Source organism: Rothia sp. HMSC065B04 (genome assembly GCF_001812285.1).
In the GTDB taxonomy this organism is placed as follows: domain Bacteria; phylum Actinomycetota; class Actinomycetes; order Actinomycetales; family Micrococcaceae; genus Rothia; species Rothia mucilaginosa.
In genome coordinates this window covers 325,170-350,840 of the sequence record NZ_KV808406.1, presented here as the reverse complement: position 1 = coordinate 350,840, position 25,671 = coordinate 325,170, and the positions used below count along the sequence as shown (strand labels likewise).

The 25,671-nt window shown below is 59.8% G+C and carries 19 protein-coding genes; 6 read left to right on the top strand and 13 right to left on the bottom strand.

Going from position 1 to position 25,671, the window contains the following annotated elements; genetic code table 11:
• Positions 1-56: 56 nt before the first annotated feature.
• The 8 genes from HMPREF2845_RS01535 to HMPREF2845_RS09385 form a co-directional block, all read right to left on the bottom strand.
• Positions 57-1,214, bottom strand: a complete 1,158-nt coding sequence (locus HMPREF2845_RS01535) for an ABC transporter permease (protein ID WP_070633714.1) — start codon at positions 1,212-1,214, stop codon at positions 57-59.
• Complete coding sequence (locus tag HMPREF2845_RS01530; protein ID WP_070633713.1) at positions 1,215-1,991, bottom strand: ABC transporter ATP-binding protein; 777 nt, start codon at positions 1,989-1,991, stop codon at positions 1,215-1,217.
• A 1-nt stretch (position 1,992) separates the two neighbouring features.
• Positions 1,993-3,207, bottom strand: coding sequence for a peptidoglycan-binding domain-containing protein (locus tag HMPREF2845_RS01525; protein WP_070633712.1), 1,215 nt, complete (start codon positions 3,205-3,207; stop codon positions 1,993-1,995).
• Positions 3,208-3,403: 196 nt separating this feature from the next.
• Complete coding sequence (locus HMPREF2845_RS01520; protein WP_005504617.1) at positions 3,404-4,306, bottom strand: hypothetical protein; 903 nt, start codon at positions 4,304-4,306, stop codon at positions 3,404-3,406.
• 93 nt (positions 4,307-4,399) lie between these two features.
• Complete coding sequence (locus HMPREF2845_RS01515) at positions 4,400-4,732, bottom strand: hypothetical protein (RefSeq protein ID WP_060824319.1); 333 nt, start codon at positions 4,730-4,732, stop codon at positions 4,400-4,402.
• Between the two features lie 450 nt (positions 4,733-5,182).
• Complete coding sequence (locus tag HMPREF2845_RS01510; protein WP_070633711.1) at positions 5,183-6,109, bottom strand: phosphoribosylaminoimidazolesuccinocarboxamide synthase; 927 nt, start codon at positions 6,107-6,109, stop codon at positions 5,183-5,185.
• Between the two features lie 268 nt (positions 6,110-6,377).
• Positions 6,378-7,661, bottom strand: a complete 1,284-nt coding sequence (gene purD / locus HMPREF2845_RS01505) for a phosphoribosylamine--glycine ligase (protein WP_049349823.1) — start codon at positions 7,659-7,661, stop codon at positions 6,378-6,380.
• A 151-nt stretch (positions 7,662-7,812) separates the two neighbouring features.
• A complete protein-coding gene (locus tag HMPREF2845_RS09385) occupies positions 7,813-8,154 on the bottom strand; it encodes a hypothetical protein (protein WP_171840176.1) in 342 nt (113 codons plus the stop codon).
• Positions 8,155-8,725: 571 nt separating this feature from the next.
• Here HMPREF2845_RS09385 and HMPREF2845_RS01495 point away from each other — a divergent pair.
• The 5 genes from HMPREF2845_RS01495 to HMPREF2845_RS01475 all read left to right on the top strand — a co-directional run bounded on the left by HMPREF2845_RS01495 (position 8,726) and on the right by HMPREF2845_RS01475 (position 16,041).
• A complete protein-coding gene (locus HMPREF2845_RS01495; RefSeq protein ID WP_070633710.1) occupies positions 8,726-9,853 on the top strand; it encodes an asparaginase in 1,128 nt (375 codons plus the stop codon).
• 2 nt (positions 9,854-9,855) lie between these two features.
• A complete protein-coding gene (locus HMPREF2845_RS01490; protein ID WP_053089030.1) occupies positions 9,856-10,308 on the top strand; it encodes a sterol carrier family protein in 453 nt (150 codons plus the stop codon).
• Between the two features lie 240 nt (positions 10,309-10,548).
• Positions 10,549-12,300, top strand: coding sequence for an amidophosphoribosyltransferase (gene purF, locus HMPREF2845_RS01485; RefSeq protein WP_049347203.1), 1,752 nt, complete (start codon positions 10,549-10,551; stop codon positions 12,298-12,300).
• Entirely contained in the window at positions 12,300-13,445 is a 1,146-nt protein-coding gene (gene purM, locus HMPREF2845_RS01480) for a phosphoribosylformylglycinamidine cyclo-ligase (protein ID WP_005504604.1), read from the top strand. The genes purF and purM overlap by 1 nt, the downstream gene beginning before the upstream one ends.
• A gap of 643 nt (positions 13,446-14,088) precedes the next feature.
• A complete protein-coding gene (locus HMPREF2845_RS01475; protein ID WP_070633709.1) occupies positions 14,089-16,041 on the top strand; it encodes a S8 family peptidase in 1,953 nt (650 codons plus the stop codon).
• A 104-nt stretch (positions 16,042-16,145) separates the two neighbouring features.
• On the opposite strand, the gene HMPREF2845_RS01470 is transcribed toward HMPREF2845_RS01475, so the two are convergent.
• Positions 16,146-18,092 (bottom strand): S8 family peptidase, encoded by a 1,947-nt coding sequence (locus HMPREF2845_RS01470; protein ID WP_070633708.1) that lies wholly within the window; start codon positions 18,090-18,092, stop codon positions 16,146-16,148.
• A 606-nt stretch (positions 18,093-18,698) separates the two neighbouring features.
• On the opposite strand from HMPREF2845_RS01470, the gene HMPREF2845_RS01465 reads away from it, so the two are divergent.
• Complete coding sequence (locus HMPREF2845_RS01465; RefSeq protein ID WP_049345723.1) at positions 18,699-20,417, top strand: S8 family peptidase; 1,719 nt, start codon at positions 18,699-18,701, stop codon at positions 20,415-20,417.
• A 205-nt stretch (positions 20,418-20,622) separates the two neighbouring features.
• Here the strand turns inward: HMPREF2845_RS01465 and HMPREF2845_RS01460 are convergent, their stop codons facing one another.
• From HMPREF2845_RS01460 to HMPREF2845_RS01445, 4 genes are all read right to left on the bottom strand, one after another.
• Positions 20,623-21,816, bottom strand: a complete 1,194-nt coding sequence (locus HMPREF2845_RS01460; protein WP_070633707.1) for a bifunctional glycosyltransferase family 2/GtrA family protein — start codon at positions 21,814-21,816, stop codon at positions 20,623-20,625.
• Positions 21,813-22,883: a phosphodiester glycosidase family protein gene (locus HMPREF2845_RS01455; RefSeq protein WP_049340949.1), complete on the bottom strand. Its 1,071-nt coding sequence runs from the start codon at positions 22,881-22,883 to the stop codon at positions 21,813-21,815. The genes HMPREF2845_RS01460 and HMPREF2845_RS01455 overlap by 4 nt, the downstream gene beginning before the upstream one ends.
• Before the next feature lie 334 nt (positions 22,884-23,217).
• A complete protein-coding gene (locus HMPREF2845_RS01450; RefSeq protein WP_005504588.1) occupies positions 23,218-23,427 on the bottom strand; it encodes a DUF3073 domain-containing protein in 210 nt (69 codons plus the stop codon).
• Positions 23,428-23,794: 367 nt separating this feature from the next.
• Positions 23,795-25,468, bottom strand: coding sequence for a carbohydrate-binding domain-containing protein (locus HMPREF2845_RS01445; RefSeq protein WP_070633706.1), 1,674 nt, complete (start codon positions 25,466-25,468; stop codon positions 23,795-23,797).
• Positions 25,469-25,671 lie beyond the last annotated feature (203 nt).

Sequence of the window (25,671 nt, the reverse complement as noted above, 5' to 3'; positions counted from 1 at the left end):
AGGGCGGTGCCCCGGAAGAATGACCTTCCGGGGCACCGCCCTTATTCGCTGGGCAGTTATTGTAGCAGCTCAAGCGGCTGAACCTTCGTTGCCGCGTAGGCGGGCAATGCACCCGCCACGATGCCCACACCCAAGCCGAGGAAAGGAATCCCTAGGATAAGGGGCGGCAGAGATAGCGCCCATCCGTTGAGAAGGCACACAACCCAGGAACCGAGAATACCGAGGATGAAGCCTCCAAGAGCGCCCAGGGCCCCGAGGAGAGCCGCCTCCGCCAGGAAGCTCACCGCCACATCTCGCCGTCCCAACCCTAATGCACGGTTAATGCCGATTTCCCTGCGGCGTTCCCAGACCGAAATCTGCATGGTCATCACAATGCCGAAGCTTGTCGAGACGATAAGAACCACCAGAATAATGGTCGTAAGAGCTCGGCTATCCTTCGTCAAGGAAGCACGAAGAGTCACCGGTGAAGGCGGAATCTCAATGTTTGTATCAACGGGGGCGCGCTGCGGATCGAGTACCTGCTTGAGCTGTTCCGCGACCGTATCTGCACTTCCTGGATTCACGATAACGTCCATACCGCGTTGCAGGGTGTGGGCTTGCGGCAAGAAAGTGGAGGTGGTCGGCAGGATAAGAGCGCTACTGAGAGCAGCGTTTTTGCCGCCGTCACGGATAATGCCGAGCACGTAGGCTCGCATTCCGTTGACCTCAATCATGTTCCGCCCGGGCTCAGTACTGACCCCTAGCTCTTTTGCGAGGGCAACGCCCAGATAGACGGTAGGCTCACCGGGGCGTTCGCGGGCAGGCTCCGAAAAGTGCCCTTCGACAATGTGCGCACCTCGTGCTTTCAAACCTGCTTCTGAAACGATTGCGAGGGGTGTCTGTTGGCCCTCCTGCCCCGGCCTGTTGACCTGTGGACGCGTTGTCTGCGTATCGATGGTGACTGTACCGGCAGCTTTGACCTCTGGAACTTGGTTAACGCGCCAGAGCAGTTCATCCTCCGGTATATCCCAGGTCTGCGGCTGGAGGCGCACACCGAGCCGGGTGGAATCGTAGCTGGCCAGCTGCGAGCTCGTATTGAGCGCCGATGACTCGCTGACGCCCACCAGCATGATGATGGTGGTTGTTCCCGCGAGCATCGCCAGTACCGTGAGCAGGTTGCGGCGCCAACGGCGAACAACTGCAAGGAGAGCGTAGTGAAGGTTATTCCTTAGCATCTATCCTCCCCTGACAACGGGTTCTTTGAGCGATTGGTGGGCAGGCTCTTCGGGACTAGTGAGTTCGGGGCTAACGAGCATCCCATCGACCATGTGTAGCTGCCGGTCGCAACGAGCCGCAATATCGGGTTCATGGGTGATTATGACCAGGCTTTGCTTCTCCGCACGGCCGGCGAGGAGCAGATCCAACACCTTGTGAGAGTTTTCAGTGTCGAGGTTTCCTGTAGGCTCATCGCACAGTAGGATACGCGGGGCGCAGGCTAACGCGCGCGCAACCGCGACTCGTTGCTGTTCACCACCGGACATATTGCGTGGAAGAACCTCCAAACGGTGCCCCAGACCCACCTGTTCGAGTGCCTGCAACGCACGCTGATGTGCCTGACGGCCCGGTACGCCGCGCATCCGGAGGGTGTGGGCAATGTTCTCGGTGGCGTTCAGATGAGCGATAAGGTGGTACGCCTGAAAGACGAAAGCGATGTGCTCACGGCGTGCTACAGTTCGCTCGGCGTCGCTGGCGGTGCCCATGTTTTGGCCCAATATTTTCAGCTCACCTTCGGAGGGCTGATCGAGTAGCCCGATGATAGAGAGGAGCGTAGATTTTCCGCTTCCGGAGGCGCCGGTAATGGCCACTGATTCGCCTTCATGAATGCTGAGGGTCGCGTTTTTTAGCGCCCAGGTGGAGGGCGGGAAGAAACGCGCAATATTGTGGCACTCGATATTAGGTTTTGTGGCGGTAGCGCTCGTGGGGAGGGCACGTTCTGTCTCGTGATGAGGCATTTTAGCGCTCCTTCAGCTTCACGACGGTACCTGCCTTGAGTTCTGCAGCAGGGTTGACGAGCTCGCAGATTCCGGCGGAGCACACGCCAAGGGTGACGGGAACGCTCTGACCGTTATCCAGGGTGATGGAGTGCGTTCCGTTTTCTTCGGTTTTGACGGCTGCTTCGAGCACCGCGAGGGCGTTTTCAGCACCTCGGTTGAGAGTGACGGTGGCTTGAAAACGTGTTGATGCCGTCGTGTTTTCCGGCAAGTCGATTGTGATGGGGTAGCGTTTCCGCGCAGTAGCTCCCGGTGCGGAGGTATCGCTGTTAGGTCGCGCGCTGTTCTGCGCACCGTTGGAGGCACCTGCGTTAGCGCCGCCGTCAGCGTTAGTTGAGCCTTCGGGTGTGAGGGCCGCGCCCAGAGTGCCTTCGAGCGGACTTCCGTTATCGGTAAGAATCTGGACTTTCTGTCCTTCAGCGAGTTCATTGCTGAGAGCGCTACCGTCCGCGGAGAGTACCAGACGGTACCCACCCGCGGATAGGGTGCACAGCGCCGGAGTTGAGGTTTGGCCTTTGGTGCCGCAGCTGTTGTCTACGGTGTATTCATTGCCGTCAGCGAAGAGGTATTCAGAGAGCGGCAGTGCGGTGCTGTAGCGTCCTTCTTCGGTTCGGTCAGTATCCCCGGGAGGGTAGTAGCCACGGTCCAGGTAGAAACGGTAGACAGCGTTGGCGGTTGCTTCGCCGTAGTTTCCTTCCTCATCCCAGATACTGTAGCCGAGCGATTCTAGAGCTTCTTGGAGCTGTTTAACATCATCGCCGCGAGCGCCTACGGCAAGGTCGCGGTAGGCGGGAATACTACCTTTGAACGCAATGATGGGACGCTCATTGATAGTGGTGATAATTGAGCCGTTACTCAGCTGGGTACCCGCCTTGGCGCCGTCCCTGGTCACCACTCCTTGAGGGGTTCCTACGGTGTAGCTTCGGGCGGGTGACACGCTGACTTCTCCCGAATAGGTGCGGGTAACAGTCTGCGTGCTGATTCGGGTTGTTAGTTGCGCGGCGCGGGACGGCTGCGCATTGGATTCAACATTGGTGCGTAGCCCCGTATTAAGTGCGTAGATGGAGAACCCGCCGGTGATGACGAGCAGAATGACGAGCACCGGAACCAGGTAGGCGCGTATGGTTGCCGTCGTGGCGGCGCGGCGGGGGTTTTCTGAACTCTGCTGCGTGTTCATGGGTTCACCTTTCTGCGGTGAAATATGGGGCGGGACTAGGGGTAATTGCTGAGGGTAACAACGTGGCGGGGGTTGAATAAAGGGGTGTATCCTCTGCTCTCATCCGCGGGTGAACGCGGTTGAGAGCAGAGGACCGGTAGAAAATTTTCGCTAGAAAATGTCCAACGAGGAATCAGCGTTTACTGGTTGCCGTTGGCTAGTTGCCGTTGACTAGAGCTGCGGCACGCTCCTGTGCCTGACGTTCAATATCGCGTACTTCAAGGATGAGCGGCTCATGCTCATTGAGCCAGGTCGCAGCCTTTTCGTAGTAGATATTCTGTGCCTTAGTCAGGATTCCAGTAGACTTTTGGCAGTTGTAGTCAGCATGAGCTAGGGATTGCTCTTCCGCATTGGCGGCGGCATTGGCTGCCTTATACTTACCCCAGGTTTTCTCTGCGTAGCTGGGAGCATCTCCGAAGTGCTGGATATCGGTGTATCCGCTTTCTTTCATGCATGCACCGTAGGTGGTGTCATTACGGTAGTATTTCCCCATTTCTTCTACTGCGTTATTTTTGGATCCACCCACGATGAGCTCGTTAATGAAGTTGATGTATTTGAGGTAGTTTTCTGCTGAGCCAAAGACAGCCTCTGCCGCACGTCCCAGGCATGAATCTGTTGCCATGCCGGTCTGGGAACCGTTACTCATCGTGATGGTAACGGTTTTGCTGTCTGCGGCTTGGGGGTCGCCTTGAAATGCTTTCCGATATGCCGGGTTTTCCATCGCGGGTGCATTGCTGGAGCTAGCGTTGCCCTGCCGGGTGGATAAGTACCCTTGGGTGGCCGCTTCTTCGTTGGCGAAGTGGGCGTCACTCATCGCAAGTTCATGAACGGAGCTGCCGTCAATAATGTTCTGGCTACCGGAGTAGGTGAAGGACTTCTCACTCATGCACTTTTTGACTTCGTTAACGAGGGCCACGTTAATGTCCGGGGAGGGATTCTCGTAGCTTGCCAGGACATTGCGAATGTCTTGCTTAACTTCAACGGTGGTGGAGCAACTCGATACGCCCAGGCAACAGGCAATACCGATAAGGGCGAGGGGTGTGAAGGGCTTCTTTGCCATGGACTTCATCTTTCTCAACAGTAAGGAGCAGGGAAGGTAGGAGCCTAAACCCTAAGAGTAGGCTCCTACCCTCTGACAGATGTAGTGTCGTAGTTACCGGGAAACTACATAATCAGTAGTGTCGTTGGCGGTATCACCAACATAGTAAAACACCTGTCCTGGGTTAATGTGGAAGGTAACATTGTTTCCCCACCAGTTAGTGTTAATACCCCTGAGATGGCCGCCGGTCCAGTTGGCTGCTGACGAAAGCATATTGTCGGGGACATCGATGAAGTTGCTGAAACCAGAACGAACCAGTTCACCCTTGAGACCAACATGGTCGTATGCGTGAAAATCAGCGTGAGCAGCGGGCATAGCTGCCCCAACCGACAAGGCGGCGGCAACGCCGATAGCGGACAACGCACGGACAAAAGTAGAACGCGACATAGCGAATCTCCTTATTGCTTAGGTAGGAGTCTGAATTACTGACCCCCATGAGTGGATATACCATCTTGTCGACATATAACTATTTACATCGATTCACCGCATAAAGGGGATCATGCAACTTACATATGTGATTTATTGCGTTTTATATAAAAAACGCAACTTGTTAGACGGTAGAAGAATCATAGCAAGGCTCTATATTTAGATGCAATGAAAATCTGCATCATTATGTAGTGATTTAAATCATATAAATATCTACTTGTGTGTATCGTATCAAGAATAGATTCAGGACGTTTTATAGACTTCCAGAGACATTCACAGCGAAGATAAGTGCAACGGCTAGGCTTCCCCCTCAATCGCATAAACCCACATAGCTAAAGGGCGGTGCCCCGGAAGAATGACCTTCCGGGGCACCGCCCTTTATCAAAGACTTATTGAGCCCGAATATTCGGTTTAGAACTTCGTGCCGGTCAGACGCTCATACGCCTCAACGTAACGGGCACGAGTCTTCTCCACAACCCCCTCAGGCAGGTGCGGCACGTTATCCGAACCGTCCCAACCCGCCTCCGGGGAACGCAACCAGTCACGCACATACTGCTTATCAAAGCTCGGCTGCGCACGACCCGGCTCATACTGCTGAGCGTCCCAGAAACGCGAAGAATCCGGAGTCAGAACCTCATCACCCAGGGTGATCTCGCCGCGGTACGAATCAGTACCGAACTCCATCTTGGTATCCGCCAGAATAATGCCCTGCTCACGAGCAATCTTCTCCGCAGTGGTGTACAGGCTCAGGCTCAGCTCCTCCAGGCGCTCACCCACCGGCTGACCAACCTCAGCGTACAGCTCCTCACGGGTCACCAGCTCATCATGCTCACCCACCTCAGCCTTACCGGTCGGAGTGAAAATCGGGGTGTCCAGGCGGGAACCATCCACCAGACCCGCAGGCAGCTTCACGCCAGCAATCTCACCAGTCTCGTTGTACACAGCCAAACCCGAACCGGTCAGGTAACCGCGCACAATGCACTCCACCGGGAACATGTTCAGGGAGCGGCAAATCATTGCTCGACCAGCCACAACATCCGGAACGTCAGTGGACAACACGTGGTTCGGAACCTGCTTAAGCTGCTCAAACCACCACAGGGACATCTGAGTCAGAATCTTGCCCTTATCCGGGATCTCGGTGGGTAGAATACGGTCAAACGCGCTAATACGGTCCGAGGCAACAACCATGACCGAACCGGCACGCAGCTCAGCGTCATCATTGACAGTCAAGCCGGTAGCGTCAAAACGTTCCTCATTCGGAACATACAGGTCGCGGACCTTACCGGAATAAATGTGAGTCCAGCCCGGGATTTCCAGGGGGTTAGAACGAGAAGTCATGAGAATTTCTCCTGATGAGGTGGTGTGATGTGGATGCAAAAAGTCTGTGTAATTACAATACCGCGACAGGCACAGCTCCCGATAGTGCCAATCAGGCATCAATACGGCACAATCTTGAGAGCCCAACCTACCCCGGTCGCCGCCGACAGCACCCCGAGCCGAGGAAATGAACCGGGGAAAAGCTGAGGCGGCGAGGAATAAAGAAGCGAGTGGCAAAGAAGCGACCGGCTCCCCCACCCTCAAGCGGGGAAGCCGGTCACCTTAGGTTTTAGCCGCGCGGAGCGGGAATGTGGATGCGGTTCTCCACAGCCTTCAGCGCGATATCGGTGCGGTACTGCGCGCCAGCCCAGGAGATAGCGCGAACACCCTCGTAGGCGGCGTTACGGGCGGCAGCCAGGTCATCGCCGAGAGCAACAACAGCCAGCACACGACCGCCAGCAGTCAGCACACCCTCCTCGGATGCGACAGTGCCCGCGTGAATCACGTGCACGCCCTCCAGGGCGTTCGCCTCATCCAGGCCGGAGATAACGTCACCCTTGCGGGGAGTGTCCGGGTAGTTCTCAGCAGCCATAACCACGTCAACTGCGGTGCGGGGATCCCAATCCAGCTCGGTACCCTCAGAAATTTCACCGCGAGCAGCCGCACGCAGCAGCTGACCCAGCGGGGTGCGCAGACGCGCCAGAACCGCCTGGGTTTCCGGGTCGCCAAAGCGGGCGTTGAACTCGATAACGCGCACGCCGCGGCTGGTCACAGCCAGGCCGCAGAAGAGCACACCCACGAACGGGGTGCCGCGCTCAGCCATACGAGCCACGGTCGGGCGGGCAACCTTCTCCACGACCTCCTGCACGAAGCCCTCGGGCAGCCAGGGAAGCGGGGTGTAGGCGCCCATACCGCCGGTATTCGGGCCCTCATCGTTGTCAAAAATGCGCTTGAAGTCCTGAGCCGGGGACAGCGGCAGAACGTTCTTACCGTCAGAAATGACGAAGAGGGACACCTCGGGGCCGTCCAGGAACTCTTCGATGACCACGGTACCGCCAGCGTTGAAGCAAGCCTGAGCGTGCTCCAGTGCTGCGGTGCGGTCCTCGGTCACCACAACGCCCTTACCTGCTGCCAGGCCGTCGTCCTTCACCACATAGGGTGCACCGAACTCGTCCAGGGCAGCCTGCGCCTCAGCAGCATTCGTTGCCACGTAAGCGCGGGCAGTCGGCACGGAAGCCTCTTCCATGACCTGCTTAGCGAAAGCCTTAGAACCCTCCAGCTGAGCGGCAGCTGCGGAGGGGCCGAAAACATCAAAACCCGCCTCACGCAGTGCGTCAGAAACACCGGCGACCAGCGGCGCCTCCGGGCCAATAACGACCAGGTCGGCGTTCAGTTCGCGTGCCAGGGCGGTTGCCTGGGCGGGGTCATTCGCATCAATTGCATGGACGGGAACATCCTGGGCAATGCCGGCGTTGCCGGGGGCGCTGTGCACCTCGGTTACCTCAGGGTCGCGCAGAAGCGCTCGAATAATTGCGTGTTCGCGGCCGCCGGGGCCCAGTACCAAAACCTTCATGCTATTCAGGGTACCCGGTATCACTCTAAAAACGTGAGCTGGGCTCACTAAAAATGCGGCTCTTCTCATGTAGCGGCACATTCGTAAGAATGCACGCTAGAGAAGAGCCGCACAGCGCGGTAACCGAAGCTACCGAATCAAGCTAAAAGCACTAGATGAGGGCGGTAATGGCAGCCACACCACCGAAGACAATACCCGGGAGGTTCGCGATGATAATCGGAACATCCTTCTTGGGGCGCCACAGACCGTACAGAACCCACAGGGTGCAGTTCACCGCAGCGACCAGCGGCTGGATCCAGTCACCCTTGTGACCGTTCAGGTTACCGATAATCTGCGGGAAGTAGAAGACATACATGAGCACTGCGGTCACAGAAGCAACGCGAGCCAGGATGGGGAAGAACTTTGCGTGGAATTCAGAATCCACGCCCACGCCACCCTTGGGGGAGACGTTCTGTGCGGAGGTGTTTGCGGAGGTGTTGTTCTGCTCTGCCATGGATGTACTCCTTTACATGGTTTGCCGCTCACCAATCAAGAGTGAGTTGAGGGGTAAGGGGCATTAAGCGATGCATACTCGTACCGGGTCACGTCTAACTAGTTTCGCCTAGATATAGAGGCCCCGGGACTGCATCAATTGCGTACTGGATACATTACGCCCGTTCTCAGACTGCATATTGGGGCATGTCAGAGATGATGAACCGTGGATACACTCATAGCTCATCGATTGACGGGGTGGGGTTTTGCTCATCTGCCGCTGCCTTGGTCATCGCCATGTTCATGAGGCGGTACGTCGAGGCGCCAGAATGGTTCGTCGGGCGTCAATCGTGGTCGGTCCTATGCGGTGCTGGGTTTTTCGGTTCGTGCGGGCTGCGCCTCGCTCACTTACCTTAGTCTTACCCGTTGCGCTTGAGCACACTTCAATTATAAAAATGAATTACTCATAGCTTCAACTCGCAGTAAACGTGAATCTCTTCACAGGGCTCTCCCTCGACGGTGCCAGCCCATCCTAGCTCCGCGCCACCAGAGACAAATAGGGTCAAGCCGCACGCCCCGTTTAAACTAGAAGAATGACCAACAGCACCACCCCACAGGCAACCACTCACACCACCGACCACAGCAGCACCTTCGACGTAGAACTCGCGCAGCTCACCCGCAACAACTTCATTGAGGCACGCCACCGCGGCCGCCTCATCCTGCTGGGCCCCGACGGCGAAGTACAGCTTGCCCTCGGCGACATTCACGAGCCCTTCTACCTGCGCTCCGCCGCCAAGCCGCTGCAGGCCATCGGATCCATGAAGGCGGGCGCACCCCTGCGCGGCTCCCAGGTCGCCATCGCCTGCGGCTCGCACCGCGGCACCTTCGAGCAGATGCGCGCCGTGCAGGACGTACTCACCCAGGGCAGCACCGAAACCAACCCGCTCACCCCGGCAAACCTGGCGCTCAAGCCCACGCTCCCCTCCGACAAGCAGGCACGCCAGGCAATGGTTCAGGCGAACCTTGCCGCTACTGCCCTGGCGCACCCCTGCTCCGGCAAGCACGCCGCATTCCTGTGGGCGTGCACCGCCAAGCTTGAGCGCGGCGACCTCGAAGAGGGATCGCAGAACTGGACTCTACACAACTACCTCGACCCCTCCCACCCGCTGCAACAGGTCATCACCGAAGAAATTGAGGCGTTCACCGGCGAGCCCGTAGCCGCAATCGGCGTTGACGGCTGCGGCGCACCCGTGCACGCCGTCTCCCTGGCCGGTGCTGCACGCGCCTACTCGACCCTGGGTGCGGCAATCCGCAACCTCGGGGCGGATGCGCGCGCCTCCACGGTCGCGACCGCCATGGTGGACTACCCCGAGCTGATTCAAGCGCCCGGCTCCCCCGACACCGTGCTCAGCGAAGAACTGGACGCGATCGTCAAGGGCGGTGCGGAGGGCGTGCTCTGCATTGGTCTGCGTTCGGGCGCGTCCGTGGTGGTGAAGATGAGCGACGGTTCGCACCGCGCCATGTACGCCGTGGCTCTGCGCGCTCTCGCCGCTGGCGGCTACCTGAGCGCCGAGGAATGCGAGCGCCTACTCGCGCTGGTAGTTCACCCGGTGACCGGCGGCTTCGTGGACGGTAAGCCGGTTGAGGTGGGCGAGCTGCGCGTACATGAGGAGCTTTTCGCCCGCGAGAACCCGACTCCCGGCGCCGCGGAAGAGAACTAGTCGTGGCGATTCGACGTAAAACTAGCGAAGCAGACGGCATGGCGGCGGTACGCGAAGTGCGTGCCTTCTTTGAGGCGCAGTGTGCGGCAGTCGGCGAGCCTGCAGATTTGCAGGCCCGAGGCGAGTACCTGCTGAACAGCCCCGAGGCGGAGCAGGCGTTTGCCGCGTTCCCCCGCTCGGTGCGTGCGACCTTCGTGCGCTTCACTCTGGAAGAGCTGGCAACCCTCGCCCCCGGCAATAGCGTGGAGGTGCGCGTGCCCCCGCTGGGCGTGACCCAGTGCGTGGCGGGTCCTCGCCATACGCGCGGTACCCCGCCGTCCGTGGTGGAGGCGCGTCCACTCGTGTGGGCGGCGCTGGTTCTGGGTGCCTGTTCGTGGGCGCAGGCGGTGAGTGCCGGTGCGCTGGATGCGTCGGGTGAGCGTAGTGACCTTTCGGGTTTGTTGCCGCTCTTCTAGAATTCGCTACGAGCTCACAGGTCCACGCAGTTTTCGTGATTTGGCGTGTTTGGTGCCTGTTCTAGTGGTCCATCCTGAGGTATTTAGCGTATCTTTCACCGCATCGGCTCCGAAACCCGGTACACTTTTAAAGGTCTGGTGTATGCTACGGCACACACAGGCAGGTGTGAGTGCGGCAACACGCCCTAATCTTGCGCTTGCACAGACGCATCCGCAGTCCCATCGTCGAAAAGAAGTGAATTGATTCGCCCCGACGGAAAACTCACTCACGACCTCGATCCGATTGACCACGGCCCCAAGGACGCCTGCGGCGTCTTCGGTGTCTGGGCTCCCGGCGAGGACGTGGCAAAGCTAACCTACTACGGCCTGTACGCGCTCCAGCACCGCGGCCAGGAATCAGCAGGTATCGCAACCAGTAACGGCAAACGCATCCACGTGTACAAAGATATGGGACTGGTCTCCCAGGTCTTTGACGAAGCCACCCTCAGTTCCATGCCCGGCGACCATGCTATCGGCCACGCTCGATACTCCACCACCGGCGCATCCCACTGGGCTAACGCACAGCCCACCCTCGGCACCACCCCGCACGGCACGCTCTGCCTGGCGCATAACGGTAACCTCACCAATTCCGCTGACCTTTACGAGCGTATTCTCGAAAAGAACGGTGGCAAGCCCCCCAAGCACGGTGAGCTTGCTCAGGGTAACACCACCGACACCGCACTCGTTACGGCTCTACTGGCAGAGCATGACTTCGATTCCCTCGAAGAAGCAGCACTCGACCTGTTGCCGACCCTGCGCGGTGCTTTCTGCCTCACCTTCATGGACGAGAACACCCTCTACGCTGCACGCGACCCGCAGGGTGTACGCCCCCTCGTGCTCGGTCGTCTGGAGCGTGGCTGGGTTGTCGCATCCGAAACCGCGGCACTTGATATTGTCGGCGCGTCCTTCGTGCGTGAAGTGGAGCCCGGCGAGTTCATCACCATTGACGAGAACGGTCTGCGTTCCCAGCGTTTCGCAGAAGCTAAGCCCGCCGGCTGCGTCTTTGAGTACGTCTACCTCGCTCGCCCGGACACCACCATCTCCGGCCGTAGCGTCTACGAATCCCGCGTAGAGATGGGCCGTCAGCTTGCCCGCGAACACGCTGTTGAAGCTGACCTGGTCATGCCCACTCCCGAATCCGGTGTTCCGGCTGCTATTGGTTACGCCGAAGAGTCCGGCATTCCCTACGGTAACGGTCTGGTCAAGAACGCCTACGTGGGTCGAACCTTCATTCAGCCCTCGCAGACTATCCGCCAGCTCGGTATTCGACTCAAGCTGAACCCGCTCAAGTCTGTGGTTGCAGGTAAGCGCCTCGTCGTCATTGACGACTCCATCGTTCGCGGTAACACCCAGCGTGCCCTCGTGCGTATGCTCCGCGAAGCTGGCGCGAAGGAAGTGCACGTGCGCATCTCCTCCCCGCCCGTGAAGTGGCCTTGCTTCTACGGTATTGACTTCGCTTCCCGCGCGGAGCTGATCGCTAACGGCCTGTCCGTGGACGAAATCGCGTCCTCCCTGGGTGCCGATTCGCTCGGCTTCATCTCTCAGGACGGCATGATGGCAGCCACCGAGCAGCCCGCCGAAAACATGTGCACCGCATGCTTCACCGGCAAATACCCGATTGAGTTGCCGAGTGAGGAACGACGCGGCAAGTCCCTCTTCGACTCCGCGGAGAAGGGCAAGGGCGGACCCCTCGCCGGCAAGGCAGCTGAGGTAACCGTGGAGCGCCCCGTCCCCTCCAAGCCTGAGCATGCTGAGGCCGTCTCCATTGAGACCCGCGAAGGCACCGAAACTCTCGAAACGAAGTTCGATCCCTCCGCAGTACAGGTTGCCGCAGACGACGCCGGTATGGGCATGTGCAACCCCGGCCCCGACGCCGACCTCGAGGCATTGCTCACCGAGCAGGACCGCATCCCCGCAAACTCCTCCGCTACCGCTACCCCGAAGGAATCCTAATGAGCGAGAACACCACCACCGTAACCTACGCGAGCGCAGGTGTTGACGTAGAGGCTGGCGATCGCGCCGTTGAGCTGATGAAGGGCGCTATCAAGGCGACCCACAACTCCTCCGTCGTTGGTGGCGTGGGCGGCTTCGCGGGCCTGTACGACGTCTCCGAGCTCGTCAAGTACCGCAAGCCCTACCTGGCTACCTCCACCGACGGTGTGGGTACCAAGGTCGCTATCGCGCAGGCACTCGATATTCACGACACCATCGGTTACGACCTGGTCGGCATGGTCGTGGACGACATCGTGGTCTGCGGTGCGAAGCCGCTGTTCATGACCGACTACATTGCCACTGGCAAGGTCGTTCCCGAACGTATCGCTGACATTGTGCGCGGTATCGCTGGCGCATGTGCACAGGCTGGTACCGCCCTGGTTGGCGGCGAAACCGCTGAGCACCCCGGCCTGCTCGCAGAAGACGAGTACGACGTCGCGGGCGCAGCAACCGGTCTGGTCGAGGCAGATGAGCTGCTCGGCCCCGAGCGCGTGCGTGAGGGCGACGTACTGATTGCTATGGCGTCCTCCGGTATTCACTCCAACGGCTACTCCCTGGTCCGCAAGGTCCTGAACGTTGCCGGTTGGGGTCTGGAGCGTCAGGTGGACGAGCTGGGCCGCACCATCGGTGAAGAGCTGCTCGAACCCACCCGCGTGTACGCGGCAGACTGCCTGGATTTGGCGGCAGCATTCCCCGTCAACGGTGAGGACGGCACCACCGGTAGCGGTGTGCGCGGCTTCTCTCACGTGACCGGCGGCGGCCTGGCTGCCAACCTGGCTCGCGTTCTGCCCCAGGGCCTGGAGGGTCGCGTGGACCGCTCCACCTGGCAGATTCCTGCAATCTTCTCCCTGATCGGTTCGCTGGGCAACGTGCCCCTGGCCGATCTGGAGCGCACCCTGAACCTGGGCGTGGGCATGATTGCTATCGTTGATCCCTCCGTGGCTGAGGCCGCTACCAAGCGCCTGAACGACCGCGGCATCCCCTCCTGGATTATGGGTGACGTTGTTGCCGCCGGCGAGCCCGAGGCTAACAACCCCGATTACGTTCAGGGAGCTAAGGGCGTGGACGGCGGAGCGGTTCGCCTGCTGGGCTCCTACGCTTCCTAAGGACGCTTTCTCCAGTAGATTGCGAGCGCCAGTTTGCTGGTGCTGATGATTCTATAGACCGGGGCGGTCACCGACGCGGTGGCCGCCCCGGTCTGTGTGTGTGTCTACCGGCGGTGCGTGCTGTCCAGTGTATTGATGCCAGCTTTTTATTTATTTTCACGCGCATTTCAGGCTATTTTTATTTTTTGCTATCAACTGCATTTTTAATGCATTTCAGTGCTTGCACCACAGTGTTAAAACATTTATTCCTCTCCCCTGTCAGCAAGAGGTACCGCATATCCTGCCTCGCATATTCCAACCCTCAAGCTTTACTTACATAAACTCTCAATCATTGGGCACTATTCAGTCTCCAGAGGTTGATTTTCTGCACATTAACCCGTGAAAAGCACCTCAAAAATCCCTCAAGTTCACCTTGAAGTGATACCTTAGAAATGTACGTTGCACACCGTCCAAAAAGGGTTCTTCCGGTACGAAAAAGGGTCTACAAAACACTATTCCCTCACCCCATTCATTACTTCAGCGCGCCCAAAAACAGGTCCCTTTTGCTGCCCCGTAAAAACCCTATACGCACCTCGTGCACCTACAGACGGAAACACCAGTACACATCACACAGTTCGCATACCACCTACATCAGGAGAACCAGATGAGGCTTCCATACATCGGTGCGCAGCGCACCGAAACACCTCCTCGCCCCCGCATCGATAACCACTGCATCGATAACCGCCGCCGCAAGCGCCCCGCACGCGCAGCACTGAGCCTGCTCGCCGCCGGCGTCATCCTCTTCGGAGGCGACCTACCCGCCGTCCTCGCGCAGGGGCCCAGCGACGAAGCCATCCTGGCAGCAGCTCAGGCAGCGCCCCAGATTGAAGGGCCCGTCAGCCCCCTCACCCTCACACGCAACGGCGTAACACGCCCCACCACCCCCACCGTGGCGGCACCCGGCACGCTCCCCCAGCAGAACTTCGACCGATTCATCGTCACCTACACCAACGAAGCCAAGCAGCGCAAAATGCTGCGCGACGGCGAGTGGGATGCAGTCCGCGGCATCGTTGACGACATCATGGACACCGTCGACGTCGTCAGCGAAGCACTGAACGTCGACACCAAGTTCCTGCACAACACCTCCACCGATGACGCCGTCATCCAGACCTCCAAAACCCTCAACAAAAACGAGGCGAAGGAGTTCATGGCGAAGGTCGCCTCCGACCCGGATGTAGCCTCCGTCGAGCCCGACTACATCAACTACCCCGCCGCAGAGGGTGACATCACCTTCCAGTTCAACGACCCGCAGTACAGCAAGCAGTGGAACCTCACCAACCCCACCACCGGCGTTCAGAACACCGGTAACGCGCGCCTGCGCCGCGGCGCAAACGTGAAGGTCGCCGTACTTGACACCGGCTACGTGCCGCACCCCGACCTGGTTACCGGCATGGCGAACGGCTACGACTTCGTCAGCGACCCGCTCAGCGCCCGCGACGGCGACGGCCGCGACCCCAACCCCAGGGATGAAGGCGACTACGCACCCTACAACCTCTGCAAGGACCAGGCGAACGCCCACACCTCCACCTGGCACGGCACCAGCGTTGCTGGCATTATCGGTGCCCGCGGCAATAACCGCATGGGCATCGTCGGCGTTGCCGACCTCGCCCGCGTGCAGCCCGTGCGCGTACTGGGCCGATGCGGTGGCCGCACCTCAGACATTGCCGACGCCATCATCTGGGCTGCCGGCGGACACGTTGACGGAGTACCGGACAACGCCTACCCCGCCAAGATCATCAATATGTCCATCGGCACCGTAACCCAATGCCCCGCCGCGTACCAGCGCGCCATCAACATTGCACGCTCCAAGGGCGCAATCGTGGTCGCCGCGGCAGGTAACGGCAACACGGAGGCGTCCAAGTACGCGCCCGCCAACTGCATGGGCGTCATCACGGTTGGTGCAACCACCAAGGCTGGCACGCGAGCATCATTCTCGAACTACGGCACGAGGGTTAACATCTCGGCACCGGGTGAGGACATCCTCACCCTGTCCATGAACAGCCTCGACCGCCCTGATAACACTAAGTTCAGCTACGACTATGAGAGCGGCACCTCCATGTCGGCACCGCACGTCTCCGCCCTGCTGGCGCAGCAGCTGGTCAACGGCACCTCCATGACCACTAAGCAGGTCGAGGAGGCGTTCACCCTCGCGGGGGGAAACCGCATCAAGTGCGATAAGTATTTCTGCAGCCGAGGTATTATCAACAGCTTCAACCTGGCTAAAAAGGCTGGAAACCTGGACGCGAACGGCAGGGTGACCTACCTGCGACCGCGCAAGATTATTTCTAAGGGCCTGAGCGCCGGAGCGTCCAACACCAAGATTGCAGACAGGGCCGCCACCGACGAGGCAGCCGAGGCGACAGCAGAAGCTCTCACGGCAGGAGCCAACGGCGAGAGCCTCACCGGCGACTACGACCGAATTCCCGGCGCGCCCGCCATGGAAATCCCCGAAGATGCCCAGGTCTACGACCTGAACGGTGACGCCGAGCCCATCACCCAGGACGAACCGCTGGTCACCAACCCCGCGCAGAAGCCCCGCGAGGTCAATGAGCAATAAGCTATCCGCTACCGACACCCCATCAGGCCCAGTCGACAGCGCATAGTAAAAGCCCCCGATGAGAGAACTCATCGGGGGCTTTTCGTATCTAAAACGAGTTTTGACTAGCGGCGGTTACCGGTCGCAAAGCCCAGGTAGCCAGTGTTCGGGTATGCACTGCTCGGGTAACCGCTGCTCGGGTAGGTGTTCGCAGAAGCACCGTACCAGGAGCGGTAACGCGGGGTGTGGCCGTGACGCGGACGCGACGGGTAGGAGGGGCGAGTCACCGGGCGGGACGGGCGGGTCCTAGTCTTAGGAGCGGGGGTCACCTTCGGTGCAGGGGTTGCCTTAGGTGCGGGGGCCTGCTGACGCTTAGCGTCCTCTTCAGCCTTCTTGCGTGCCGCCTCTTCAGCCTTCTTGCGTGCCGCCTCTTCAGCCGCCTTCTTACGTGCGGCCTCCTCCTCAGCCTTCTTGCGTGCCGCCTCAGCCGCGGCAGCATCCGCAGCCTCGCGGTCGGAACGGACCTGCTGAACCGCGCGCGCCGCATTCACAATGCCGGAACCGCACGCGGACTGGTCGCACTCAACACCCTGAGAGGTGGACTGCAGGGCCTTCTTCGTCTGAGCGTACGTCAGCTTCGGGTCGACCGCCTTCATGAGCGCCACAATACCGGCAACATGCGGTGCCGCCATGGAAGTGCCCTGGTACTCGGCGTAGTCAGCCTTACCGGGAGCGGTCTTACCGGCGTTCAGGGTGGAGAGAATACCGCCACCCCAGTAGCGGCGGTCGCCACCGGGCGCGCTCACGTCCACGCGGGAGCCGTAATTGGAGAAGTAGGAGCGCTTGCCGTTCTTATCGGTTGCGCCCACGTTGATGACGTCCTCGCAGTTGCCGGGGCTGGACTTCGAGGCATCAAAGTTGTTGTTACCCGCTGCGACGACCACGATGGAGCCGCGCTTATTCGCCTGAGCAATCGCCTGGCGGTACGGGGTGGTGCAGGTGCCCTCGCTGCCGATGGACATGTTAATGACCTGGGCAGGATGGTGGTTCGCAGGAACGCCGCGCACGCTACCACCGGCAGCCCAAATAATGCCGTCGGTGATGTCTGAGTCGAAGCCACCGCAGGCGCCCAGAACGCGCACGGGCACGATCTTCGCCTCGGGTGCCACACCGGCAATGCCCTCGTTATTGTTCGCAATAGCGGCAATGGTGCCCGCCACGTGGGTGCCGTGCCAGTCGGAGGCGGTCGCCTTCGAACCGGTGAAGCACTGGTCGTCCACAGTCCAGTTACCGGCGTCGGTCGGGTCGGAGTCACGGCCATTACCGTCGTTGGAGAACGCCGACTCGGCAATAAAGTCGTAGCCGGGCAGCACGTTAGCGTCCAGGTCCGGGTGGGCGGTAATGCCGGAATCCAGCACCGCCACGGTCACGCCCTTGCCGCGAGTGGTGCCCCACGCCTCCAGGGCGGAGATGCCCTTCTCACCGGTGAGGGACCACATTCGGTTCATCTTCGGGTCGTTGATCTTGACGGTCTCCGAGGTGTTATCCACGGTGGCGTAGCGGCGCATATCTGGCGACACGGAGGCGACCTTGGAGTTCGCGCTCAGGGCGTCCATGTACTGCTGGGCCTGAGCGGGGGTGAGCTCTGCGGAGGTGGTGACCACGCTGGCATCCAGCGCGGTGGAGCGGACGTAGCTGGTCTTAATGTTCAGCAGCTCGTCAATGCTCTGCACCTCGGAGGTGATACCCGCGTAGAGTGCGTCGTTCCAGGTTGCCTGCTGGGTGCCGGCGGCCGCGGACCAGTCAATCTGATCTGCGGTGGCATCGGTGGAGGCGGCGTTCTTCGCCTCATCGGTGTAAGTGATGATGAAGCGGTTGTATGCCACGGGCGCGGACTGGGTGGTGTTAGAAGCCTGTGTCGCCACAGAAGCCTGGGTTGCGTGGGTAGCCTGCGCGGTGGGTGCCGCCACGGCGGGGATCACGCTTGCCGAGAGCAGGCAGGTTGCGGTGACGAAGCTCAGCAGGGAACGCTGTGAGGAGCGTGCCTGCGAGGGGCGAGCAATGCGAAGCATGGACGTCCTTGAGGTGAGTGGTACCGGGTGCGCACGATGCGGCGTAGCGTTGCCGTCTCGCGTTGAGGGCGTGTGCTCGGTACGAGTGAATACGGAAGAGTGAGGTGTTGGTGCATTGTGTGTGCTGTGAAGTGGTTCCACAATGTGCGTGCACGGGTACGCACCGTGAGATACTCTAGCACCCTTTTTCAGTTACTTTATGAATAAAATAACCTTTGTGATGCAGGTCATTTTATGCATAGATGAGTAAAACTTAAATCACTACTTTAAGTCGCGAGAATATTCCGACTAGGCATTTCTTTATCTGCATTTACATGAAAGAAAAATCTCATTATTTACGCCACACTATCGAGTTTTAGCCCCGCCAAACATAGAAAAAGGTGCTAGGATAGCGATATCTCACCACATAAACTACTTCCGATGAACTCCCGCACGGGGGTTTAGAGAAAAATACACATCAATGCAGTGATGTGCATTTTCTTTTTCTATTCGCTCCTCACAAGCAAATATGCAAAAGAATGCAAAAAATTTCTCAAAGGTGCATTTATGTGAGTGAATAACCAACCCACATGCCGCTTCCGGCACTCACATACGCAAAGGACCCCGATGTCTTTTACCACTCACCCCTCAGCACGCGGTGTCGCACGCACCGCACTGAGCCTGGGTACTGCAGCAACACTCGTCGCGACTCTGGGCGCCCCCGCATCCTTCGCGGCACCCGCACAGGCCAACAGCGCCGAACACGCCAAAGCCCACACCACCATCTCCTCCCTCAGCTCCGAGCAGCAGAAGGCAGGCTTCAACCGCTTCGTTATCACCTACACCGATAGCGCACTAAACGCAGGCGGCATCAACTGGGCAAGCCCCGCAGGCACCCAGGTCGCCACCTGGAACGACGCCCTCTACCGGGGCCTCACCTCCGAGGTGAAGAGCGTCGATGACCTCTTCAAAATCAAGACCAGCTACGTACGCACCACCGCTCAGAAGGCAACCGTGGTGACTCTCTCCTCCAAGCTCACCGCGGAGCAGGCAGAGAAGTACATGGCGGCGCTGAGCTCTAACCCCTCCGTCGCGTCGGTTGAGCCCGACCTGCTGCGCCGCTCCAACGCACGCACCCGTACCGCCGCAAACTCCAAGGTCGCTCAGGTAGCCCAGGCTGCCCAGGCGTCGAACCAGGTTGTGGCGCCGAACGACACCCTCTACCCGCAGCAGTGGAACCTGCACGGCACCAAGGGTCTGGCTACCCCCGAAGCGTGGAAGACCACCCAGGGTGCCGGCGTGACCGTTGCTGTGATTGACTCCGGCATCGTCAAGCACCCCGACCTGGACGCTAACGTCCTGCCCGGCTACGACTTCATCACCGAGCCCTCCATTGCTCGTGACGGCAACGGCCGCGACTCCGACCCGACCGACCAGGGCAACTGGGAAGAAGCGGGCGTCTGCGGTGCTGATGCAGAGGCAAGCGAGTCGAACTGGCACGGCACCCACGTTGCCGGCTCCATCGCGGCGATTATGAACAATAAGCGCGGTATCGTCGGCGTGGCACCCTCCACCAAGATCCTGCCCGTGCGTGCCCTGGGCATGTGCGGCGGCTACGACTCCGACATTGCGGATGCAATGGTTTGGGCAGCCGGCGGCACCGTTGAAGGCGTTCCTGCGAACTCCAACCCCGCCAAGATCATTAACCTCTCCCTCGGCGGCGAAGGCACCTGCCCCGCAACCTACTCCAAGGCTATTGCTGAAGTGAACAAGCGCGGCGCGATTCTCGTTGTCGCTGCTGGTAACGATGGTCAGGACACTTCCAAGGTCGCTCCGGCTAACTGCGGCGGTTCGATCGTGGTGGGCGCTACCGACCAGAACGGTAAGCGTAGCGACTTCTCCAACTACGGCAAGCTTGTTGATGTGAGCGCCCCCGGCAGTAGCATCATGTCCACCGTGGACCTGGGCACCACCGTTTCCAAGGGTGCGGGCTACACCGAGTACGACGGCACCTCCATGGCGGCACCCCAGGTTGCTGGCGTGATTGCTCTAATGAAGTCCGTGGATCCCTCGCTGAACGCTGAGCGTGCAAAGCAGATTCTGAAGCAGAGCTCCAAGCCGCTCACCTGCGATGTGAACGGTTGCGGTTCCGGCATTGTGAACGCCGCGAGCGCACTGGCTATGGTGCAGGGCAAGAAGGACCCGAACCCGCAGGCAAAGCCCTGGCCGAAGCGTGCACCCAAGCACCCGACCCGTGCGGCTCGTGTTGGTTACGTGACTAACCCGGCTGTTAACCACAACCCGCCGTTCCTGATTACTGCTCACGGCCTGATTCCCGGTCAGTAATCGGCATGTTGCCAGCTCGGAAGCCGGTGAGCCAATAGGCTTCTGAAGGATGCCACATACAAAAAGCCCCCGTTGAGTTTTCTCAGCGGGGGCTTTTCGTGAACAGAAACGCTGCGGCTTTTGGTGCTGCAGCTTGCATCTCCCACCCACCCTCACGACTGACAGGTGGGAGAAGTTTTGTAGGTAGCCCCTAGTGAACTAGCCGCTAGGGGCGTACCTGGGAGGCGCGCACACCGGTACGGATACCGGCTGCCTCCATGCGAGCGGACTCGTAGCTCACCGCGCGCAGACCCGAAGGTGCGTTGGTGGCAATTTCCTTCGCTCGCAGCTTTTCCTGACTCTTGGCGGGTAGAAAAACCCAGCGGCGCTGGACCGCGAAGCTGACCGGAATAAGGATCAGCTCGGTCAGGATCTTGGCAACCAGCAGGGACGCGCCCAGACCGGTTAGGGCTTCCATGAGAGCCGCGTTGGCTGCGAGGATACCCACCGCCAGCACGGCGTACCGCACCAGCGAGGAAGATGCCGAGGGGCGTGCGCCTCCGTCGTGCATGAGCATTCGGTTGACGGTGAAGTTCGTCAGCGCCGAGATGATACGTGCACCGACTACGGCTGCCAGGAGCGGAGCACCCAAGCCCACCAGGATGAAGAGGGCGATAGCATCCACGAGGAAGCCGGTCAGGAAAGACGATGCCAGGAAGGCAAGCAGCGGTGCGTAAATGAGCGCCGAGTCCTGCAGGGGCCTAAAGTGGCTGGTCGGGTTGCCGGGCTCGTAGACCTTCACGATGGGTACCTGCACCAGTTCCACGTCTGCGCGGGTTGCGCGCAGCAGCATGGAGAACTCGTACTCGTACTTATCGCCGGGAATCTGCAGTAGCCAGTCCAGGATCTGCGGGGTGAAGCCTCGCAGACCGGTCTGGGTGTCTGCCACGCGGGCTCCGGTCGCCAGGGCGAAGAAGCCTACGGTTGCGCTGTTGCCAATTTTGGAGCGCAGCGGCACCCTGGTGCCTTCTTCGCCGGCGTTCGGGTCGGGCTTGGTACGCACGCCGAGGATGATGCTCCGCTGCCCTGCCACCGCGGCGGTTTCGGTGCGCACGCCCACACGGAAGATGTCCCGAGGTAGGTGCTGGCCATCCGCGTCGGCGGTGACGATGACCTCGTCGGGGCGGTTTGCTTTCGCCCAGGCGATGCCGGTGCGCAGTGCCGCACCCTTGCCTTTGTTGGCGGGGTGGATCTGCACGGTCACGCCGTCGATGCGCAGTTCGGTAAAGATGGGTGCGTAGGTGCTGCCGGATCCGTCGTCAATCACGAGGATTTCGGCGTCCGGGTCCTGTTCGCGCAGGGCCCGGGCAAGGCGGACCAGTGATTGGTCCGGCTTATAGGCGGGTATCAGGATAATCACGATGCGCTCCCTGCAATGTAGAGGATGTCGCTGGTGCCACGTTCCTTGGTGCCACCCTGCGGGCGGTTGACCAGCTTGTTGTTGAAGACCATGGCGGAGGAGCCACCACCATCCAGGTTGTAGGCGCTCACGCAGCCGAGGTCCTTGAACATCTGGGCGAACTCGGGCATGGTCACGCCACGCGAGTAGTTGGTGGAGCGGCCGTCGACCACGATGAAGACCAGGTGGTTGGTGCCGAGCACGCCCACGCCGGTTCGCGGCTGGTAGCCCTGGATGGAGTGGTTACCGAAGTTGGTGTCCACCTCGACGCTGTCGATGCCGTCGACGATTGCGGAGTCCTTGACCAGTGCGGGGCCGAAGGAGAGGGTGTTCCACACCCCCTCGTTGACGAGGGTCTGGGCGTTGGTTGCGGTTTCGTCGTAGAGCTTGACGGAGCCGTCGCGGTAGAAAGCCAACCCCTCGCGAGCGCCGGAGTCACGGTAGACAACACCGTTTCGGATCACGATGCCGGTGGTACGGAAGCCGTAGTAGTCACCGTTGATCGCCCAGATGCCATTGTGTTCGGAGGCAATGTTCGAGGGGGTGTCGATGATGTTCTGGCCGAACTTGTTGTTGGCGAAGGCGCTTCGCAGCAGGGTTGCGTTGTCGAGCTTGATGTCTGCTACGAAGGAGACGACCGCATCCGAGCCGCTGCCGGTGGTGTTGGAGGTGATGGTGATCGAGCCTTCGTTAGCGGTGAGGCTCTGGCCGTTGACCTTCACGCCGGTCAGTTCGGTGGGGTCTGCGGTGGCGGAGCCGGAGGCGCTTGCGTTTGCCTGAGCTGCTGCCGCCTCGTAGGCGGTGGTGTCTTCGATTTCGGTGTGCTCTGCCAGGTAGCGGTTGTATGCCCAGCCTGCGCCGCCGCCGACTACTGCGAGTGCGCCGAGGCCGCCGCCGATGAAGATTCGACGGGTGAGCTTCTTCTTGGCTAGCTTCTGCTCTGCGGCGGTTTGTGCGGCAGTTGCTTGTTCAGCCGCGGTCTGGGTGGTCTGGTCAATGTTCTGAGTCATGTTCTGTTCGTTGTTCATGTCTCTAGAATGCCGGGCTATTCTCTGTGCCAGGCATGACTAAGCTGTGCAGAAGCTATGTATACTTATTCATTTCAAACTTTTTTATTACTGCCTATGCTTTATTACCAGATGGCGCTATGCATATCTATGTATAAACATGTGTATTGGCTTTGTGTTCCGCATAGTCAAGAACCCCCGCGGGCAACCTGTCCTCGCGCACACGCCTGAGAGTGCATCCTCAAAAACTGCGGGCACGAAAAAACCGGCTGAGCACCCCGTGCGGGGCCTCAAGCCGGTTCATCATCTATGAAATACGCTCGGTCGATATACACCGAATCATTCCGCGTATTCTTTATGCCTCATCCTCGTAGGACGCGTACTTTTCTGCGTATGCCGAGTAGTCGTCCTCGTCGTCATAGCGACGGCGGGACGAATCGGAGGACTTCGTTTTCTTCGCGCTGCTGAGCTCGCGCTCGAGTGCGCTGTAGTCGGTCTCGGGGCTGAAGTACTTCATCTCCCGAGCCTGCCTAGTTGCTTTAGCCTTCTGACGGCCGCGCCCCATGGCGTGACCCCCTCTTTCATCCTGTCCGAGGCGAACAGCGCGCGCGGCGCATCGCTCTCGGATCGTTCAACAGTCTTTACTACACTATAGAGTACCCTGTTTCAGCCCTGAATGTCTCGCTCAACGGCACCTATTTTGCGTATCATGACACTTCTTCGCACCGGAACAACCGTTTTATTTTGCACCCGCGGCTTTTTACCCCAGACGCCACACACCCTATATAACACGTAGCCCCGCATCGGATATATCACTACATCCGATGCGGGGCGGGTGTCTCTGCCTCCGGCTCACTCACAAGACCGGGGTCGGAGAGGGTACCGTGCCGGTCATGACATCCAGCACGGAGCTTGAGGGGCACTCCTGCCGCTTAGCTTGCAGTGAAGGAGCCCAGCGAGGTGGCGTTAGAAGCCAGGGTGGTGCTGGAGGCATCCACGCTATCGGTGGTGGTGTACACGGTGTAGCTCTCGCCCTTGGTGATCTTGGAGCTGGAGACCAGGATCAGTGTGGTGCTGGAGTTAGCCACCTTGTAGTTCGCCACCACGTTACCGGAGGAGTCGGTCACCTGTACGGTGGTGCCGGCACTCAGGTTCGATACGTTGCTGATCTTCACGTAGCCGCTGGTGGAGTTGGTCGAGGGCGCCTCGAACATGTCACCGGAGTTAGCCGCGGTCACGGTCGCGCCGTTGAGCAGCAGGTCGCCATTGGTATCCAGGGAGGTGTTACCACCAGTGAAGGGGCCGTTGACAATCACGGTGCCACCGGAGAGGGTTGCCGTACCGTTGGAGTCGATGCCATCGCCGTTCGCGTTCACGGTGACCGTACCGCCGGAGATGTTGATGGTTGCGTCGACGACCTCGAAGGTGCCGCCGCCACCGCCCATACCGCCACCTGCGCCACCGCCAGCCGGGGGCTGACCCATAGTGCCCGAGGGAGCCTGACCGCCTGCCGGAGCCTGACCAGCCTGACCGCCCTGTGCGGTCTGGGTAGTCTGCGTGGTAGAGGTCGAAGCCGACTCAGTACCGGTCGAGCTAGTGCTGGTGGTGCTGTACGAGGCGTTGATACCGTCATCGGAGCTGGTCACGTTCACGGTGCCGTCCAGGATGTTGATGTACTGCGCCTCGATACCCTCGTTCGCCTGGGTAATGTTCAGGGTACCGCCCGAAATCTCCAGCACGCGCTCGGCCTTGAAGCCGTCATCACCTGCAGAGATGTTCACGGTACCGCCGCTCAGGCGTACCCAGCCGCGGTTGCCGTCGGTGTCATTGGTTGCCTTGATGCCGTCCTTGGTGGCGGTCACGGTGATGGTGCCGTCCAAGATATCGACGTAGTCCTTACCCTTGATGCCGGTGTTTGCCGCGTTCACTTCCAGGGTGCCGGAGGCAATGACCAGGCCGTCAGAGGTGTGGATACCCTCTTCGTACTTACCTTCAACCTTCAGGGTACCTTCGCCCGCCAGGGTCAGGTCACTCTTGGAGTAGATAGCTGCGTCGGGGCTACAGCTGGCGGTATCCGAGTAGGAGGAGCCGTCAGAGACGGTGTTGGTGGTACCCGAGGCGGTGTAGATAACGACCTCGTCCGCCTCAACAACGTTGATAGCAGCACCGGTGGAGTTGGTGATCGTCGCGTTGTTCAGAATCAGGCGGACCATGTCACTGTCGGCTGCCTCAACCTTGATCTGGCCCTCGTAGGTGCCGGTGAGCTTGTAGTTACCCGCCTTGGTGATGGTGATGACGCCGTCGCTGACGGTCACACCGTCGGTCGCGGTCGGGTTAGAAAGATCGATAGTAACTTCGCTAGAGGAATCCCAGGTCAGATCCTTCGCGGAGTAGTGGGTGTCCTCGGCGAGCTTCGCGCCACTCTTCACGTCGGTGGAGAAGGAGTCTGCCACCTTCGACGTGGTGCCCGAAGTGCTCGAAGCGGAGGTACTGATTGCACTCGATGCGCTGGCATTCGATGCCGAGGTTGCCGAGCAGCCGGTCAACGCCAAGGCTGCCAGGAGGGTAATGGAGGTTGCGCTCTTAATCATATTGCTCTTTTTCACGGGTTTTCCTTTGTGTTTGGGTGACCACTCGCGTAGAGCCAGCGCCACAGGGGTAAGACGTATGTGAAATGTAAATATGTGTGAGAGCGGTTATTGCCTGTGTGGGGCGAATAAAGCCGATGTTGTGCTTGGTTCGGGGGTATAGATGAGGGGCTGGGGGTGCGGGTAAGGTAGGTGCACTACCCTACCCGCGCATCCCAGAT